Source organism: Streptosporangium sp. NPDC000563, from assembly GCF_040299985.1.
Lineage (GTDB): Bacteria > Actinomycetota > Actinomycetes > Streptosporangiales > Streptosporangiaceae > Streptosporangium.
Genome location: NZ_JBEPDA010000001.1, coordinates 1,590,483 through 1,606,394, shown reverse-complemented (window position 1 = coordinate 1,606,394; position 15,912 = coordinate 1,590,483). Strand labels below are relative to the sequence as shown.

Below are 15,912 nucleotides of genomic sequence, written 5' to 3'. Positions count from 1 at the left end.
CTGGACTCAGTACTGCTCGGTCTCGACGTAGGCGCTGTCGTCGTCGTCGTAGCCGCCGCCGGCCACCGCGCTCGGGTCGAACCCGGGCGGGGAGTCCTTGAGCGCCAGCGTCATCTCGTGCAGCTTCTGCTTGACCTCTTCGATGGACTTGGCGCCGAAATTCCTTATATCGAGAAGGTCCTGCTCGCTGCGGGCCACGAGCTCACCCACGGTGTGGATGCCCTCGCGCTTGAGGCAGTTGTAGGAGCGGACCGTGAGGTTCAGCTCCTCGATCGGCAGCGCGAGGTCGGCGGCGAGGGCCGCGTCCGTCGGCGACGGGCCGATGTCGATGCCCTCGGCCTCGACGTTCAGCTCGCGGGCGAGACCGAACAGCTCGACGAGGGTCTTACCGGCGGAGGCCACCGCGTCGCGGGGCTTCATGCACGGCTTGGTCTCGACGTCCAGGATCAGACGGTCGAAGTCGGTGCGCTGCTCGACTCGGGTCGCCTCGACCTTGTAGGTGACCTTGAGCACCGGGGAGTAGATGGAGTCGATCGGGATGCGACCGATCTCCTGGCCCGGCTGCTTGTTCTGCGCGGCGGAGACGTAGCCGCGACCGCGCTCGACGGTCAGCTCCATCTCCAGCTTCGCCTTGCCGTTCAGGGTGGCGATGCGCAGCTCGGGGTTGTGCACCTCGACACCGGCCGGAGGCGCGATGTCGGCGGCGGTGACGTCGCCGGGGCCCTGCTTGCGCAGGTACATCACCACGGGCTCGTCGTGCTCGGAGGAGACGACCAGGTCCTTGAGGTTCAGGATGATGTCGGTGACATCCTCCTTGACGCCCGGCACGGTGGTGAACTCGTGCAGCACGCCCTCGATGCGGATGCTCGTCACGGCCGCGCCCGGGATGGACGACAGCAGCGTGCGGCGCAGCGAGTTTCCGATGGTGTAGCCGAAACCCGGCTCCAGCGGCTCGATGATGAACTTGGACCGGGTCTCCTCAAGGGATTCCTCAAGGAGGGAGGGACGCTGAGCGATCAGCATGTGAAATCTCCCTTGCATGGCGGCGCCCGCTATTTGACGCCGCTCGAACAACAGCATAGGTGCCGTACGGCGAATCGCCGTACGGCACCGGCAGGAGCGCTACTTGGAGTAGAGCTCGACGATCAACTGCTCCTGGACCTGGGTGTCGATCTGCTGACGGACCGGGAGCTGGTGGACCAGGACGCGCAGCGCGTCCGGGATGACGCCGAGCCACGCCGGGTACGTCTTGTCACCGGCGGTGGCGCGGGCCACCTCGTAGGGCAGGAGGTTGCGCGACTTCTCGCGGACCTCGACGATGTCGTGCTCGCGCACCCGGTACGACGGGATGTCGACCTTCTTGCCGTTCACCAGGATGTGCCCGTGACGGACCTGCTGGCGGGCGGCGTCGCGCGACTCCGCGAAACCGGCGCGGTAGACCACGTTGTCGAGACGGCTCTCCAGGATCTGGAGGAGGTTCTCGCCGGTCTTGCCGGTCTTGCGGTTGGCTTCCTCGTAGTAGTTGTGGAACTGCTTCTCGAGGACGCCGTAAATGCGGCGGGTCTTCTGCTTCTCACGAAGCTGGAGCTGGTACTCAGACTCCTTGGGACGGCCGCGGCCGTGCTCACCCGGCGGGTAAGGACGGATCTCGATGGGGCACTTCGCGGACTCGCACTTCTTGCCCTTGAGGAAGAGCTTGGTCTTCTCCCTGCGGCAGAGCTTGCAGTCCGCACCCGTGTAACGAGCCATTTTCTATCTTCTCCTGGGCGTCAGACGCGGCGGCGCTTGGGCGGGCGGCAGCCGTTGTGCGGCACGGGGGTGACGTCCTGGATGGACCCGACCTCGAGTCCGGTCGCCTGAAGCGAGCGGATCGCGGTCTCACGGCCGGAGCCGGGGCCCTTGACGAAGACGTCGACCTTGCGCATGCCGTGCTCCATGGCGCGGCGGGCGGCGTTCTCCGCGGCCATCTGCGCCGCGAACGGGGTGGACTTACGGGAGCCCTTGAACCCGACGTGGCCGGCGCTGGCCCAGGAGATCACGTTCCCACTCGGGTCGGTGATCGAAACGATCGTGTTGTTGAACGTGCTCTTGATGTGGGCGTGCCCGTGAGCGACGTTCTTCTTTTCCTTGCGGCGCACCTTCTTGGGTGCACCCTGGCGGCTCTTAGGAGGCATTCTTTGCCTTCACTCCTGAGGTCTTCGGTCCTGCGGCTACGCGGACTACTTCTTACCGGGCTTCTTCTTGCCGGCCACGGTCTTCTTCTTGCCCTTACGGGTGCGCGCGTTGGTCTGCGTACGCTGACCGTGCACGGGAAGGCCACGGCGGTGCCGAATGCCCTGGTAGCACTGAATCTCGATCTTGCGACGGATGTCGGCCTGAACTTCGCGACGGAGGTCACCCTCGATCTTGAAGTTGGCCTCGATGTAGTCGCGCAGCGGCACCAGCTCTTCGTCGGTCAGCTGGTGAACCCGCAGGTCGCCGTTGACGCCGGTGGCCTTGAGGGTTTCGAGCGCACGAGTGCGTCCGATTCCGAAAATGTAGGTGAGAGCGATCTCCAGCCGCTTGTCGCGGGGGAGGTCTACACCAACCAGGCGAGCCATGGTCGGGCATTCTCCTTCGTTATGGCGGAGGTCCTGCGCCTCACTTCCCCTCCCCATGCCCGGGGTGAGGGCCCCGGCCTCCGACCGGGGGTCTCCTGCGGGGTACGGCGTGAGCCGCCTGCGCAGGTGTGAGACGCGATTACGTGAAAGCCCCACATGAATCGAGTCCGCCTCTTGGAGCGGACTCTCACGGGGCCTTTTTTGGAGCGACTAGCCCTGACGCTGCTTGTGGCGCAGGTTGTCGCAGATCACCATGACGCGACCGTGCCGGCGAATCACCTTGCACTTGTCACAGATCTTCTTGACGCTCGGCTTGACCTTCATAGTCCTATTCGTCCCTCAGACGCGCTTACTTGTATCGGTAGACGATCCGCCCACGACTGAGGTCGTAGGGGCTCAGTTCGACGACAACCCTGTCGTCAGGAAGGATTCGGATGTAGTGCATCCGCATCCGCCCGCTGATGTGGGCCAGGACCTTATGGCCGTTATCGAGCTGCACCCGGAACATCGCGTTCGGGAGCGACTCAACCACAGTGCCCTCGATCTCGATGGCGCCGTCTTTCTTGGCCATGTCCCTCGCGTTTCACTGATCGGTCGTCTGAGGCTTCGGAACACTAAGCAGCCGCGACCCAGCGCTTCGATGAGAGCGGCGGTTGCGACACCGCCGATGCGCAATGGTCATAGTGAACCGAAAAAGGAGTGTACGGCACCGGGCGAGGAAATGCGAAACACACGGCCGGTGCCTTGACACAACTGCTACGAAGGATACCGCAGATCCTGAGCGGGCTGGACGACACGACTCGGCACGCGAACACTCTCGCCCTCATTGTGGCACGTCCGACCAGGTCAGGCCAGCATCCCGGCGACCGGACCGAGCCGAGCGGCCCGACATCCGCCGACCGAGCCGGGTTGGCCCGGTCGGCGTCCCGGCGGCCGAGCCGGGTGAGCCCGGTCGGTATCCCGTCGGCCGGACCGTGCGGGCGACACGGGAAGGCCCCCGGCGACGCCGCGCCGGGGGCCCGTTCGGCCGACCCTGTCGATCAACGTTCCCCGACCGGTTCTCCTTGATCAAGGCTTCTCGGTCGACGCTCCTCGATCACGTCCCGCTGAAAGGCCCCCCGCCCTCACCGGGCGCCCCCGAGGACCGCCCCCGCGGAAGGCCCCCGAGGGCCACCTCCGCGGAAGGCGTCGGAAGACGCCTCAGAAGGCGTCCCCCCAGCGGCCGCAGTCGTCGAACTTGTCGCGGCCCTCGCAGACCCTGATCTTGAAGTCGTCGAAGCCGCTGCTCTTCTTGAACCCGCCGAACTTGGTGAAGCCGGAGCGGCCGAAGGTGCTGAACACCTTGGTGTGCGAGCCGAACCTGTCGTGCCACTTGAACCACACGTAGCTGCGCTCACGATCACGGTCACGGTCGAACAGGTCGCCGTAGAACCAGTAGCGGCCGCCGCTGCTGGTCCAGTAGCCCTTGAAGTACGAGCGCCTGCCGAAGCTCTCGCCACCGCCGAAGCCCGAGTAGTACGGACCGAAGAAGTGCTTGCTCGACGCCTGGGTCTCCTGGGCCGCGACGGCGGACCCCGCGGAGGCCTGCGTGGCGGCCGTCGCGGACGGGGCGGCGACCACACCCGCGGCCAGCGAACCTGCCAGCGCCGCTCCGACCAGGGCTGTACGGATCTTGCTCATTGGATCTTCCTCCTGCGAACCGGGGTCCTGTCGTTCGGACACCGCTCACGTTAGGAAGATTCAACGCCATCATCTGTGGAGGAATGCACACTCAACGCCCAGAGTGCACTATTACCGCTTCCTGTCCCGCCCCTGGCCGCCGGCGATCGTGGCCACCAGCAACACCACACCCCACGGGCCCATCACCCACAGGGGCCACGGGTAGGGGAAGTCTCCGGTCAGCCCGATGATGAGCCAGATCACCCAGTTGACGCCGCTCGCCGTCGCCCAGACGGCCCATGCCTCCGCCATCCCCTTGCCCTGCTTGTTCTTCCCCTCGGCCGCCTTGGAGCGCTCAGGGGCGCGTGAGGGGACCTCGGGGAGCCGACGCAGGTCGACGTCGGGAAGGTCGGAGGTGAGGACGGCGAGCTCGCCGTACGTCTTGCTCGTGTAGAGCTGCTCAAGGCGCTCGTCGAACTCCTCCGTGGTCAGACGGCCCTGCGCGTAGTGCTCCCTCAGGACCGAGGCGACCTTGTCACGGTCTCCGTCGGAGGCTCGCATCTCCGGACCAGCCGCCATCTCAACCCCATCCGCTCGCCGGCGGGCCGAAACTAGCCCGCGTTTCCCAACAGGTCGGCAAGCCGCTCTTTCCCCCCGTCAAGGGCGGTCAATACCCAAGGACCATTATGTGTCACGGCGACGCTGTGTTCGAAGTGCGCGGAGACCTTCCCGTCGATCGTGACCACGGTCCAGTCGTCGGCGAGCACCTTGGTCCTGTCCGTCCCGAGGTTCACCATCGGCTCGACGGCGAAGCACATGCCGGGCTCGAACTTCGGTCCCCGGCCCGGCTTGCCGTGGTTGGCCACCCACGGGTCCATGTGCATCTCGGTGCCGATGCCGTGACCGCCGTACTCCTGCGGGATGCCGTAGCGCCCCTGGGAGCGGATGTACTTCTCCACCTCGTGCCCGATGTCGGACAGGTGACGGCCCACGGTGAGCGCGGCGATCCCGCGCCACATGGCCTCCTCGGTGACCCTCATCAGCTCGGTCAGCTTGGGATCGACCTCGCCGACCGGGACCGTGACGGCCGAGTCGCCGTGCCAGCCGTCCAGGATGGCTCCGCAGTCGATCGAGATGATGTCGCCCTCCCGCAGCGGACGGCGGTCACTCGGGATGCCGTGGACGACCTCGTGGTTGACCGAGGCGCAGATCGTCGCGGGAAACCCCTGGTAGCCCTTGAAGGAGGGAATCGCCCCCTCGTCCCTGATCGCCTTCTCCGCGATCGCGTCGAGGTCCAGGGGTGTCATACCCGGTCGGACGCTCTCCCTGAGCAACTGCAGGGTACGGCCGACCACGAGGCCTGCCGCCCGCATCTTGTCCACCTGCTCGGGCGTCTTCAGCTGGATTCCGTGCTTGTTCTTCTTGAACACCTGCGCACCCCCTGGGGTGGTTCAACGGGCGGTCCGGGATCCCAATTCCCCCGATTCTGCCCTAAATGACAGCACACCACCCATGGGAAACCCATGGGTGGTGTGCACCGTGCCGTCGTTCGGCCGGCCAGCGAAGGGGTCGCTAGCCGATGAAGGGCCTCAGGGCCTCCATCGCGCGCTGGGTGACCTCTTCCACCGGCCCCGTGGCGTCGACCCCGACCAGGATGCCCTCGTCGGCGTAGAAGGAGACCAGGGGCGCCGTCTGCTCCTGGTAGACCTCCAGGCGGTGCCTGACGGTCTCCTCCTTGTCGTCGTCCCGCTGGTACAGCCGGCCCTCACAGGCGTCGCAGATGTCGTCCTTCTTGTCATCGAAGTCGACGTGCCAGATGCGGCCGCACTGGCTGCAGGTCCGGCGGCCCGCGAGCCTGCGGACGACCTCCTCGTCGTCGACCACGAGCTCCAGGACGATGTCCAGACCGACCTGGAACTCGGCGAGCATCTTCTTCAGGATCTCGGCCTGGGGCACGTTCCTGGGGAAGCCGTCGAGCAGGAAGCCGTCCTGCGCGTCGTTCTCGGCGAGGCGGTCGCGGACCATCGCGATGGTGACCTCGTCGGGCACGAGGTCACCGCGGTCCATGTATTCCTTGGCAAGCTTGCCGAGCTCCGTGCCGCCCGAGACGTTGGCGCGGAAGATGTCACCTGTCGAAATCTTCGGGATCGACAGGTTCGATGCGACGAACTGGGCCTGTGTCCCCTTACCCGCTCCGGGGGGCCCGACCAGGACGAGGCGCACTACTTCAGGAAGCCTTCATAATTACGCTGCTGCAACTGGCTCTCGATCTGCTTCACGGTGTCGAGGCCGACACCAACCATGATCAGAATGCTCGTTCCTCCGAACGGGAAGTTCTGACTCGCGCCGACGAGCGCCAGCGCGACGATCGGCACCATGGAGATCAGGCCCAGATACAGCGCGCCTGGAGCGGTGAGTCGCGTGAGCACGTAGTTCAAGTACTCGGCCGTCGGGCGACCCGGGCGGATACCCGGGATGAACCCACCGTACTTCTTCATGTTGTCGGCGACTTCAACGGGGTTGAAGGTAATCGACACGTAGAAGTACGTGAAGAAGACGATGAGCAGGAAGAAGGTGATCATGTACGTCGGGGTGGTCCCGCCACCGCCGAACTCCTGCGAGATCCACTGGATGATCGGGTGCGGCTCTTCCTGGGTGTTCGAGAAGAGCGTGGTGATCAGCTGCGGGAGGTAGAGCAGCGAGGAGGCGAAGATGACCGGGATGATGCCGGCCTGGTTGACCTTGAGCGGGATGTAGGTCGACGTCCCGCCGTACATTCTGCGGCCGACCATGCGCTTGGCGTACTGCACCGGGATCCGGCGCTGTGCCTGCTCCACCATCACGACCAGGGCGATCATCGCGATACCGACCACGATGACCACGCCGAAGACGAAGCCACCCTTCTGGCGGGCGATGTTCAGCAGCTCGGACGGGAAGACCGCGATGACCTGCGTGAAGATCAGGATGGACATGCCGTTGCCGATACCGCGATCGGTGATGAGCTCGCCCAGCCACATGACGACGGCGGTGCCGGCGGTCATGGTCAGCACCATCGTGACGATGGCGAAGACGTTGTCCTTGTCGAGAAGGATCTCCTCGCGGCACTGCGGGAAGAGCTGGCCGCTGCGGGCGAGCGCCACGAAGGCGGTCGACTGCAGGACCGCCAGGCCGACCGTGAGGTAGCGGGTGTACTGCGTGATCTTGGTCTGCCCGGACTGTCCCTCCTTCTTGAGGGCTTCCAGTCGCGGAATGACCACGACGAGCAGCTGAAGAATGATGCTCGCGGTGATGTACGGCATGATGCCGAGGGCGAAAACTGAAAGTTTCAGAAGGGCGCCGCCGCTGAACAGCTGCACCATTCCGTAGATGTTGCCCGCGTCCCCCGCTTGCGCCTGGGTGAGACAACGGCTGATGTTCTCGGTATGCACACCCGGAGTCGGCAGGACCGACCCAAGTCGGAACAGCGCGATGATGCCCAAAGTGAAGAGCAGCTTCTTACGCAGGTCCGGCGTACGGAACGCTCGGGTAAATGCGGTCAGCACGGTCCCTCCTGCGCGCCTGAAAGGCGAGGTCGGTCAGCGATGGTGCGGGGGTGTTCCATCTTTGCCATATCCAGTCAATGAGCCCAAGGAAATGAGTCGAGGCCCACTGTCCAGCGAACTCTAACGCACTACGGGCGCGGGAGCCCATTACGAGCCCCCGCGCCGCGTGATGATAACGCCTACAGCTCGGAGACGGAGCCCCCGGCCGCGGCGATCTTATCCTTGGCGCTGGCCGAGAAGGCATGCGCCTCCACGTTCAACGCCACGGAGATGTCACCGGTTCCCAGAACCTTGACGAGTTGGTTCTTGCGAACCGCGCCCTTCGCGACGAGCGTGTCGACGGTGACGTCGCCACCCTCGGGGAACAGCTCGCCGAGCTTGTCAAGGTTGACGACCTGGTAGGTCGTCTTGAACAGGGCGTTGGAGAAGCCCTTGAACTTGGGCAGGCGCCGCTGCAGCGGAACCTGGCCACCCTCGAAACCGAGGGGGACCGTGTTCCTGGCCCTCGTGCCCTTGGTGCCACGACCCGCGGTCTTGCCCTTGGACGCCTCGCCGCGGCCCTTGCGGACCTTCGACTTGTTGGCGCCGGGAGCCGGACGCAGGTGGTGGATGCGGAGCGGAGTGTTCTCTGCCATGTCTAGTCGACCTCTTCCACGGTGACGAGGTGCGTCACCACGGTGACCATGCCGCGGATCTCCGGGCGGTCCTCCTTGACGACGACATCGCCGATTCGCTTCAGACCGAGCGAGCGCAGCGAGTCACGCTGGTTCTGCTTGCCACCGATCTTGGAACGGACCTGGGTAATCTTCAGGCGTGCCATGGACTAGCTCACCGCCTTCGCGGCCGCGGCCTCCGCGAGGCCCTCGGCGCGAGCCTTGAGCATCCTCTTGGGGGCGACGTCCTCGATCGGGAGGCCGCGGCGGGCCGCGATCTCCTCGGGGCGGCTGAGGCCCTTCAGGGCCGCCACGGTGGCGTGCACGATGTTGATCGGGTTGTCCGAGCCGAGCGACTTGGACAGCACGTCGTGAATGCCGGCGCACTCCAGCACGGCGCGCACCGGACCACCGGCGATGACGCCGGTACCGGGCGAGGCCGGGCGGAGGAAGACGACGCCCGCCGCCTCCTCACCCTGCACGATGTGCGGGATGGTGCCCTGGATACGGGGCACCTTGAAGAAGTGCTTCTTGGCCTCTTCGACACCCTTGGCGATCGCCGCGGGCACCTCCTTGGCCTTGCCGTAGCCGACACCGACCATGCCGTTGCCGTCACCGACGATGACGAGGGCGGTGAAGCTGAAGCGACGACCACCCTTCACGACCTTGGCCACTCGGTTGATCTTCACAACGCGCTCGATGTACGAGACGCCCTTGTCAGCGTTTCCACCGCGGCGATCGTCACGACGACCGTCACGCCGCTCGCCACCGGCGGCGCCACCGCGACGCGGAGCTCCGGCCATTAGTGGTTCCTCTTCTCATTCGTAAGACGGGCCATCGGGTGCGATCCTGGATTGCGATCCTGGGACGGAGTCATCAGAACTCCAGTCCGCCTTCGCGAGCGCTGTCTGCCAGCGCCGCGATGCGGCCCGCGTAGCGATTGCCACCCCGGTCGAACACGACCGCGGTGATCCCGGCTGCCTTGGCCCGCTGAGCGAGAAGCTCGCCGACCTGCTTGGCCTTGTCGGTCTTGGCGCCCTCCGCCGAGCGCAGGGAGGCGTCCATGGTGGACGCGCTCACCAGCGTGTGGCCCTGGGTGTCGTCGACGATCTGCACGAAGAGGTGCTTCGTGGACCGGTTGACGACCAGGCGCGGACGTGTGGCCGTACCGGCCACCTTCTTGCGGACTCGGCCGTGGCGGCGGGCCCGCGAGACGGCGCGGGCGGCCGTGTGCTTGCCGAACGCAGTCTTGCCAGCCATGCCTACTTACCAGCCTTTCCGACCTTGCGGCGGATAACTTCACCCTGGTAGCGCACGCCCTTGCCCTTGTAAGGGTCGGGCTTGCGCAACTTGCGGATGTTCGCGGCGATCTCGCCGACCTTCTGCTTGTCGATGCCGTCCACGTGGAACAGCGTCGGCTTCTCGACGCGGAAGGTGACACCCTCGGGGGCGTCGACGATCACCGGGTGGCTGAAGCCGAGAGCGAACTCGAGCTGAGTCGGGCTCTTGGCCTGCACGCGGTAACCGACGCCCACGATCTCCAGGGTCTTCGAGTAACCCTGGGTGACACCGGTCACCATGTTGGCGACCAGGGTGCGAGACAGGCCGTGCAGCGCACGGACCTTGTTCTCGTCGTTGGGACGGGTGACGGACAGATTGCCGTCGTCACCCTTGGCGATCGCGATGGGTTCCGCGACCGTGTGTGAAAGCGTGCCCTTGGGGCCCTTGACCGTGACGTCCCGGCCGTCGATGGCGACGTCCACTCCGTTCGGTACGGGGATGGGCAGCCGTCCGATTCTTGACATGCTGTTCGTTCTCCCCTCTACCAAACGAAGGCGAGGACTTCCCCGCCCACTCCACGCTTGCCGGCCTGCTTGTCCGTCATGAGGCCGCCGGACGTCGAGATGATCGCGACGCCCAGTCCACCCAGGACTCGGGGCAGGTTGTCCTTCTTTGCATAGACCCGCAGGCCGGGCTTGGAGACCCGGCGCAGACCCGAGAGGGAACGCTCACGGGTCGGCCCGAACTTCAGCTCCACCACGAGGTTCTTTCCGACCTTGGCGTCTTCGACGCTCCAGGACTGGATGTAACCCTCCTGCTGGAGGATCTCGGCGATGTGCGCCTTGATCTTCGAGTACGGCATCGCCACGCTGTCGTGGTACGCCGAGTTCGCGTTTCGCAGACGCGTCAGCATGTCTGCGATCGGGTCGGTCATCGTCATGGCCGGTGGCCTTCCTCACCGCGGTTTCCACAGGGGACCTACGGTGCGGTCGTGGGCGCCTGTAGGCGGCGCCCGGTGAATACGACTTCTATGTGCGGCCGGTGCCTCGCGCGGGCCCGTGATCGCTCACGGGGCCGCGCGGAGGGCTACCAGCTCGACTTGGTGATGCCGGGCAGCTCGCCCCGGTGCGCCATCTCGCGGAAGCAGATGCGGCACAGGCCGAACTTCCTGTAGACGGCGCGGGGACGACCACAGCGCGAGCACCGAGTGTACGCCCGGACCTCGAACTTGGCCTTGCGAGCAGCCTTGACCTTGAGCGACGTCTTCGCCATGATCAGGCCTCCTTGAAGGGGAAGCCGAGCTGCTTCAGCAGTGCCCGGCCCTGGTCGTCGGTCTTAGCGGTGGTCACGACGGTGATGTCCATACCACGCTGGCGGTCGACCTTGTCCTGGTCGATCTCGTGGAACATGACCTGCTCGGTGAGACCGAAGGTGTAGTTGCCGTTGCCGTCGAACTGCTTGGGCGACAGACCGCGGAAGTCACGGATACGGGGCAGCGCCAGCGAGAGCAGCCGGTCGAGGAACTCCCACATCCGGTCACCGCGCAGCGTGACGTGCGCACCGATCGGCATGCCCTCGCGCAGCTTGAACTGGGCGATGGACTTGCGGGCGCGGACGACCGCCGGCTTCTGACCGGTGATCACGGTGAGGTCGCGGACGGCGCCTTCGATGAGCTTCGAGTCGCGCGCGGCCTCGCCGACACCCATGTTCACCTTGATCTTGGTGATGGTGGGCACCAGCATGATGTTCTCGAACTCGAACTGCTCGTTCAGCTTCGCGATGATCTCTTCGCGGTAGCGCTGCTTGAGGCGCGGGAGGGCCCGCTGTTCGGTCTCGGTGGTGTTCGCGGTCATCAGTTGTCCTCACCCGTCTCCTCGGAAGCGGCCTTGGCCGACTCCTTCTTGGCGGGCTTGTCGTCCTTGGAAGGCTTCTCATCCTTGAGCTTCTTGACGTTGCTCACGTGGATGGGAGCCTCCATGGTCTGCACGCCACCGGCCTTGGCACCGCGCGGACCCTGGTTGGTCTCCTTGCTGTGCTTCTTGACCATGTTGACGCCCTCGACCACCACGCGCTCGTCACGCGGGTGGGCGGCGATCACACGACCCTTGGCACCCTTGTCCTTGCCGGCGATGACCAGGACGAGGTCACCCTTCTTCACATGAAGCTTCGGCATTACAACACCTCCGGCGCGAGCGAGATGATCCGCATGAACTTCTTGTCACGCAGCTCACGTCCGACGGGACCGAAGATGCGGGTGCCCCGGGGGTCGCCACTGTCCTTGATGATGACGGCGGCGTTCTCGTCGAAGCGGATGTAGGAGCCGTCGGGCCGGCGGCGCTCCTTGACAGTGCGGACGATGACGGCCTTGACCACATCGCCCTTCTTCACGGTGCCGCCCGGGATGGCGTCCTTGACCGTGGCGACGATGATGTCGCCGATTCCCGCGTAACGTCGGCCCGAGCCACCGAGAACACGGATGCAAAGGACTTCCTTCGCACCGGTGTTGTCGGCGACCTTGAGCCGCGACTCCTGCTGGATCACTTGAACTCCTGTTTGTCTCGCCGGTTCTCACCCGTGGTTTCGGGTGAGCCTTGCGGAACCTGCTGGTCTTTTTCCTCCGGCGACAGCCCTCGCGGACCGCCGTCGCAGGCGGGGCGAAGATCGCTTCGCCCCCTTGGACGCCATCATGGGGGGTGACGGTGTCACCCCCCACGAGGCGCGTTGTCTACTTGGCCTTCTCGAGGATCTCGATGACGCGCCAGCGCTTGCTGGCGGACAGCGGCCGGGTCTCCATCAGGAGAACGCGGTCGCCGACACCGCAGGTGTTGGCCTCGTCGTGCGCCTTGTACTTGGTCGTCCTGCGGATGACCTTGCCGTACAGGGGGTGCTTCACGCGGTCCTCGACAGCGACCACGACAGTCTTGTCCATCTTGTCACTGACGACCAGACCCTCACGGGTCTTGCGGTAGTTCCGCGCCTCGGTCGTGGTTTCCGTGGCCTCAGCCATCGATCGACTCCTTCTCTACCGTGACGATTCCGAGCTCCCGCTCGCGCATCACCGTGTAGATACGGGCGATCTCGCGGCGGACGGCGCGCAGCCGCCCGTGGCTCTCCAACTGGCCGGTCGCTGCCTGGAAGCGGAGGTTGAACAGCTCCTCCTTGGCTTCCTTCAGCTTCGTGACCAGGGTGTCCTGGTCTTCCACCCGCAGCTCACCGGCGGTCAGGCCCTTAGCCATCACGCCTCACCCACTTCACGCTTGACGAACCGGCACTTCATCGGCAGCTTGTGCATCGCACGACGCAGGGCTTCGCGAGCCACCGGCTCGGCGACACCCGACAGCTCGAACATGATGCGACCGGGCTTGACGTTCGCGACCCACCACTCCGGCGAACCCTTACCGGAACCCATGCGGGTCTCGGCGGGCTTCTTGGTGAGGGGGCGGTCCGGATAGATGTTGATCCAGACCTTTCCGCCACGCTTGATGTGACGGGTCATCGCGATACGAGCCGACTCGATCTGACGGTTGGTCACGTAGGAGTGCTCAATCGCCTGAATGCCGAACTCGCCGAACACGACCCTGGTGCCACCCTTGGCGGCGCCGTGACGGTCGGGCCGGTGCTGCTTGCGGTGCTTGACCCTGCGCGGGATCAGCATGGTCAGCTCCCTTCAGCACCCGGCTGCGCAGCCGGGCCGGTCTCGGGGGCGGCCTGCGAGGCCGCCTCGGTCCTGGGGGCGGCGGAGCCACCCGAAGCGCGGTCACCGCGGCCGGCACCGGCACCACGACGGGCGCCACCGGCGCCACGACGGGGACGGTCGCCGCCACCGGCACCGGGGCCACGACGGTCGTCGCGGTCACGGCGCTGGCCCGCGCGAGCACCGGCGGCGGCCGCCTCGCGCTCGGCGCGGCTGGTCGGAGCCTCACCCTTGTAGATCCACACCTTCACGCCGATGCGACCGAAGGTGGTGCGGGCCTCGTACAGGCCGTAGTCGATGTCCGCGCGGAGGGTGTGCAGGGGCACGCGGCCCTCGCGGTAGAACTCCGAACGGGACATCTCGGCGCCACCGAGACGGCCGGAGCACTGCACCCGGATGCCCTTGGCACCGCTCTTCATCGCCGACTGCATCGCCTTGCGCATGGCACGGCGGAACGAGACACGGCTGGACAGCTGCTCGGCCACACCCTGGGCGACGAGCTGAGCGTCGATCTCAGGGTTCTTGACCTCGAGGATGTTCAGCTGGACCTGCTTCTTGGTCAGCTTCTCGAGGTCACCGCGGATCCGGTCCGCCTCGGCGCCGCGGCGGCCGATGACGATGCCCGGACGGGCGGTGTGAATGTCGACCTGTACCCGGTCGGTGGTCCGCTCGATCTCCACCTTGGAGATGCCGGCCCGCTCCATGCCCTTCTTGAGCATGCGGCGGATCGCCACATCCTCGGCAACGTACGACTTGTAGAGCTTGTCGGCATACCACCGGCTCTTGAAGTCGGTCGTGATGCCGAGGCGGAACCCGTGCGGGTTAACCTTCTGACCCACTAGCGGGTCCTCCCCTTCGGCTCGCGGGACTCCACGATCACGGTGATGTGGCTGGTCCGCTTGTTGATCCGATAGGCACGACCCTGAGCACGGGGACGAAACCGCTTCAGCGTCGGGCCCTCGTCGACCCAGGCACGGCTCACGAAGAGCGTGTCACGGTCGAGCTTGAAATTGTGCTCCGCGTTGGCAATGGCGCTCGAAAGCACCTTGTACACGGTCTCGCTCGCCGACTGGGGAGCGAACTGCAGCACGGCCTGCGCCTCCGAAGCGGGCAGCCCGCGAATGAGGTCCACCACACGGCGGGCCTTCATGGGCGTGTGGCGCGCGAACCGCGCCTGAGCCCTGGCTTCCATCGCTTACTCCTCTTACCCTTCGTTTTGGTCGAGTCCGTCTCACCCGTGACGATCGCTTCCGATCGTTCTCGGCTCGACGTCCTCTTCCTGAGGCGCTTATCGCCGGCTGCGGCGGTCTTCCTTGACGTGGCTGCGGAAGGTTCGCGTGGGAGCGAACTCACCCAGCTTGTGGCCGATCATCGACTCGGTGACGAACACCGGGACGTGCTTGCGGCCGTCGTGAACGGCGATCGTGTGACCAAGCATGTCGGGCACGATCATGGAGCGCCGCGACCACGTCTTGATGACGTTCTTGGTGCCCTTCTCGTTCTGGACATCCACCTTCTTCTGAAGGTGGTCGTCCACGAAGGGACCCTTCTTAAGGCTACGTGGCATTTTGGCTGCTCCTACCGCTTCTTCCGCTTGGTACGACGGCGGATGATCAGCCGGTCGCTGGCCTTGTTCGCCGCACGGGTACGTCCCTCGGGCTTGCCCTTGGGGTTGACGGGGTGACGACCGCCGGAGGTCTTACCCTCACCACCACCGTGCGGGTGGTCGACCGGGTTCATCGCGACACCGCGGACGGTGGGGCGCTTGCCCTTCCACCGCATGCGTCCGGCCTTGCCCCAGTTGATGTTGGCCTGCTCGGCGTTGCCGACCTGGCCGATCGAGGCCCGGCAGCGGACATCGACCTGGCGCATCTCACCGGAGGGCATACGCAGCGTGGCGTACTGGCCCTCCTTGGCGAGGAGCTGGATCTGCGCGCCGGCGGACCGGCCCAGCTTGGCGCCACCGCCCGGACGGAGCTCCACCGCGTGGATGAAGGTACCGGTCGGGATGTTGCGCAGCGGGAGGCAGTTGCCCGGCTTGATGTCGGCCGTGGGGCCGTTCTCGATGTGGTCGCCCTGCTTGAGGCCGGTCGGGCAGAGGATGTAGCGCTTCTCCCCGTCGGCGTAGTGCAGCAGCGCGATGCGGGACGTGCGGTTCGGGTCGTACTCGATGTGAGCGACCTTGGCCGGGATCCCGTCCTTGTCGTGACGCCGGAAATCGATGATCCGGTAGGCGCGCTTGTGGCCACCACCCTGGTGACGGGTGGTGACTCGGCCGTGGACGTTACGGCCACCCTTGCTGTGCAGGGGTGCAAGCAGCGACTTCTCGGGCGTGCTGCGCGTGATCTCGGCGAAGTCCGAGACGCTGGCGCCGCGGCGACCCGGGGTCGTCGGCTTGAGTTTACGGATGCCCATCTTTTTCGTTCATCCTTCGTCGGTTAATCCGGTCGAATGCCCCTCGCCAGACGGCGAGGGGCTTTCTC

The 15,912-nt window shown here is 65.7% G+C and carries 28 protein-coding genes; all 28 read right to left on the bottom strand.

Annotated elements, in window-relative coordinates:
* Positions 1 to 6: 6 nt before the first annotated feature.
* The 28 genes from ABT352_RS07690 to rplB all read right to left on the bottom strand — a co-directional run bounded on the left by ABT352_RS07690 (position 7) and on the right by rplB (position 15,844).
* Positions 7 to 1,023, bottom strand: coding sequence for a DNA-directed RNA polymerase subunit alpha (locus ABT352_RS07690; RefSeq protein WP_089210160.1), 1,017 nt, complete (start codon positions 1,021 to 1,023; stop codon positions 7 to 9).
* Between the two features lie 99 nt (positions 1,024 to 1,122).
* Positions 1,123 to 1,749, bottom strand: a complete 627-nt coding sequence (rpsD, locus tag ABT352_RS07685) for a 30S ribosomal protein S4 (RefSeq protein WP_350943285.1) — start codon at positions 1,747 to 1,749, stop codon at positions 1,123 to 1,125.
* Positions 1,750 to 1,769: 20 nt separating this feature from the next.
* On the bottom strand, positions 1,770 to 2,174 hold the full coding sequence (gene rpsK, locus ABT352_RS07680) for a 30S ribosomal protein S11 (protein WP_012887860.1): 405 nt from the start codon (positions 2,172 to 2,174) through the stop codon (positions 1,770 to 1,772).
* Positions 2,175 to 2,219: 45 nt separating this feature from the next.
* Complete coding sequence (gene rpsM, locus ABT352_RS07675) at positions 2,220 to 2,600, bottom strand: 30S ribosomal protein S13 (RefSeq protein WP_306859572.1); 381 nt, start codon at positions 2,598 to 2,600, stop codon at positions 2,220 to 2,222.
* Between the two features lie 210 nt (positions 2,601 to 2,810).
* Positions 2,811 to 2,924: a 50S ribosomal protein L36 gene (rpmJ, locus tag ABT352_RS07670; RefSeq protein WP_003956441.1), complete on the bottom strand. Its 114-nt coding sequence runs from the start codon at positions 2,922 to 2,924 to the stop codon at positions 2,811 to 2,813.
* 25 nt (positions 2,925 to 2,949) lie between these two features.
* A complete protein-coding gene (gene infA, locus ABT352_RS07665; RefSeq protein WP_012887858.1) occupies positions 2,950 to 3,171 on the bottom strand; it encodes a translation initiation factor IF-1 in 222 nt (73 codons plus the stop codon).
* 629 nt (positions 3,172 to 3,800) lie between these two features.
* The gene (locus tag ABT352_RS07660; protein ID WP_350943283.1) at positions 3,801 to 4,280 is read right to left on the bottom strand and encodes a hypothetical protein; all 480 of its coding nucleotides are present in this window, start codon (positions 4,278 to 4,280) and stop codon (positions 3,801 to 3,803) included.
* Between the two features lie 111 nt (positions 4,281 to 4,391).
* Positions 4,392 to 4,838, bottom strand: a complete 447-nt coding sequence (locus tag ABT352_RS07655; RefSeq protein ID WP_350943282.1) for a DUF1707 SHOCT-like domain-containing protein — start codon at positions 4,836 to 4,838, stop codon at positions 4,392 to 4,394.
* 32 nt (positions 4,839 to 4,870) lie between these two features.
* Positions 4,871 to 5,689 carry a type I methionyl aminopeptidase gene (gene map, locus ABT352_RS07650; RefSeq protein WP_350943281.1) on the bottom strand — a complete coding sequence of 273 codons (819 nt, stop codon included), beginning with the start codon at positions 5,687 to 5,689 and terminating at the stop codon, positions 4,871 to 4,873.
* Between the two features lie 142 nt (positions 5,690 to 5,831).
* Entirely contained in the window at positions 5,832 to 6,482 is a 651-nt protein-coding gene (locus ABT352_RS07645; RefSeq protein WP_350943280.1) for an adenylate kinase, read from the bottom strand.
* Positions 6,482 to 7,801, bottom strand: a complete 1,320-nt coding sequence (gene secY, locus ABT352_RS07640) for a preprotein translocase subunit SecY (RefSeq protein ID WP_350943279.1) — start codon at positions 7,799 to 7,801, stop codon at positions 6,482 to 6,484. The genes ABT352_RS07645 and secY overlap by 1 nt, the downstream gene beginning before the upstream one ends.
* Positions 7,802 to 7,980: 179 nt before the next feature.
* Positions 7,981 to 8,436: a 50S ribosomal protein L15 gene (gene rplO / locus ABT352_RS07635; protein ID WP_350943278.1), complete on the bottom strand. Its 456-nt coding sequence runs from the start codon at positions 8,434 to 8,436 to the stop codon at positions 7,981 to 7,983.
* A 2-nt stretch (positions 8,437 to 8,438) separates the two neighbouring features.
* Positions 8,439 to 8,621: a 50S ribosomal protein L30 gene (rpmD, locus tag ABT352_RS07630; protein WP_012887849.1), complete on the bottom strand. Its 183-nt coding sequence runs from the start codon at positions 8,619 to 8,621 to the stop codon at positions 8,439 to 8,441.
* 3 nt (positions 8,622 to 8,624) lie between these two features.
* Positions 8,625 to 9,257 (bottom strand): 30S ribosomal protein S5, encoded by a 633-nt coding sequence (rpsE, locus tag ABT352_RS07625; protein WP_329089955.1) that lies wholly within the window; start codon positions 9,255 to 9,257, stop codon positions 8,625 to 8,627.
* 73 nt (positions 9,258 to 9,330) lie between these two features.
* Entirely contained in the window at positions 9,331 to 9,714 is a 384-nt protein-coding gene (gene rplR, locus ABT352_RS07620; RefSeq protein ID WP_344913778.1) for a 50S ribosomal protein L18, read from the bottom strand.
* A gap of 2 nt (positions 9,715 to 9,716) precedes the next feature.
* Entirely contained in the window at positions 9,717 to 10,259 is a 543-nt protein-coding gene (rplF, locus tag ABT352_RS07615; protein ID WP_350943277.1) for a 50S ribosomal protein L6, read from the bottom strand.
* Positions 10,260 to 10,276: 17 nt separating this feature from the next.
* Entirely contained in the window at positions 10,277 to 10,675 is a 399-nt protein-coding gene (gene rpsH, locus ABT352_RS07610) for a 30S ribosomal protein S8 (protein WP_350943276.1), read from the bottom strand.
* 146 nt (positions 10,676 to 10,821) lie between these two features.
* The gene (locus ABT352_RS07605; RefSeq protein WP_012887844.1) at positions 10,822 to 11,007 is read right to left on the bottom strand and encodes a type Z 30S ribosomal protein S14; all 186 of its coding nucleotides are present in this window, start codon (positions 11,005 to 11,007) and stop codon (positions 10,822 to 10,824) included.
* Positions 11,008 to 11,009: 2 nt separating this feature from the next.
* Positions 11,010 to 11,588: a 50S ribosomal protein L5 gene (gene rplE / locus ABT352_RS07600; RefSeq protein ID WP_350943275.1), complete on the bottom strand. Its 579-nt coding sequence runs from the start codon at positions 11,586 to 11,588 to the stop codon at positions 11,010 to 11,012.
* Positions 11,588 to 11,908 carry a 50S ribosomal protein L24 gene (gene rplX / locus ABT352_RS07595; protein WP_350943274.1) on the bottom strand — a complete coding sequence of 107 codons (321 nt, stop codon included), beginning with the start codon at positions 11,906 to 11,908 and terminating at the stop codon, positions 11,588 to 11,590. The genes rplE and rplX overlap by 1 nt, the downstream gene beginning before the upstream one ends.
* Positions 11,908 to 12,276, bottom strand: a complete 369-nt coding sequence (gene rplN, locus ABT352_RS07590; RefSeq protein ID WP_012887841.1) for a 50S ribosomal protein L14 — start codon at positions 12,274 to 12,276, stop codon at positions 11,908 to 11,910. Before rplN ends, rplX begins: the two co-directional genes overlap by 1 nt.
* A gap of 184 nt (positions 12,277 to 12,460) precedes the next feature.
* Positions 12,461 to 12,742 carry a 30S ribosomal protein S17 gene (gene rpsQ, locus ABT352_RS07585; RefSeq protein ID WP_350943272.1) on the bottom strand — a complete coding sequence of 94 codons (282 nt, stop codon included), beginning with the start codon at positions 12,740 to 12,742 and terminating at the stop codon, positions 12,461 to 12,463.
* On the bottom strand, positions 12,735 to 12,971 hold the full coding sequence (gene rpmC / locus ABT352_RS07580) for a 50S ribosomal protein L29 (RefSeq protein ID WP_030912909.1): 237 nt from the start codon (positions 12,969 to 12,971) through the stop codon (positions 12,735 to 12,737). The genes rpsQ and rpmC overlap by 8 nt, the downstream gene beginning before the upstream one ends.
* On the bottom strand, positions 12,971 to 13,390 hold the full coding sequence (gene rplP / locus ABT352_RS07575) for a 50S ribosomal protein L16 (protein WP_350943270.1): 420 nt from the start codon (positions 13,388 to 13,390) through the stop codon (positions 12,971 to 12,973). Before rplP ends, rpmC begins: the two co-directional genes overlap by 1 nt.
* 2 nt (positions 13,391 to 13,392) lie before the next feature.
* Positions 13,393 to 14,268 (bottom strand): 30S ribosomal protein S3, encoded by an 876-nt coding sequence (rpsC, locus tag ABT352_RS07570; protein ID WP_350943269.1) that lies wholly within the window; start codon positions 14,266 to 14,268, stop codon positions 13,393 to 13,395.
* Positions 14,268 to 14,621, bottom strand: coding sequence for a 50S ribosomal protein L22 (gene rplV, locus ABT352_RS07565; RefSeq protein WP_030912916.1), 354 nt, complete (start codon positions 14,619 to 14,621; stop codon positions 14,268 to 14,270). The genes rpsC and rplV overlap by 1 nt, the downstream gene beginning before the upstream one ends.
* A gap of 96 nt (positions 14,622 to 14,717) precedes the next feature.
* Positions 14,718 to 14,996 (bottom strand): 30S ribosomal protein S19, encoded by a 279-nt coding sequence (gene rpsS, locus ABT352_RS07560; RefSeq protein ID WP_012887835.1) that lies wholly within the window; start codon positions 14,994 to 14,996, stop codon positions 14,718 to 14,720.
* Positions 14,997 to 15,007: 11 nt separating this feature from the next.
* On the bottom strand, positions 15,008 to 15,844 hold the full coding sequence (gene rplB, locus ABT352_RS07555) for a 50S ribosomal protein L2 (protein WP_350943268.1): 837 nt from the start codon (positions 15,842 to 15,844) through the stop codon (positions 15,008 to 15,010).
* Positions 15,845 to 15,912 lie beyond the last annotated feature (68 nt).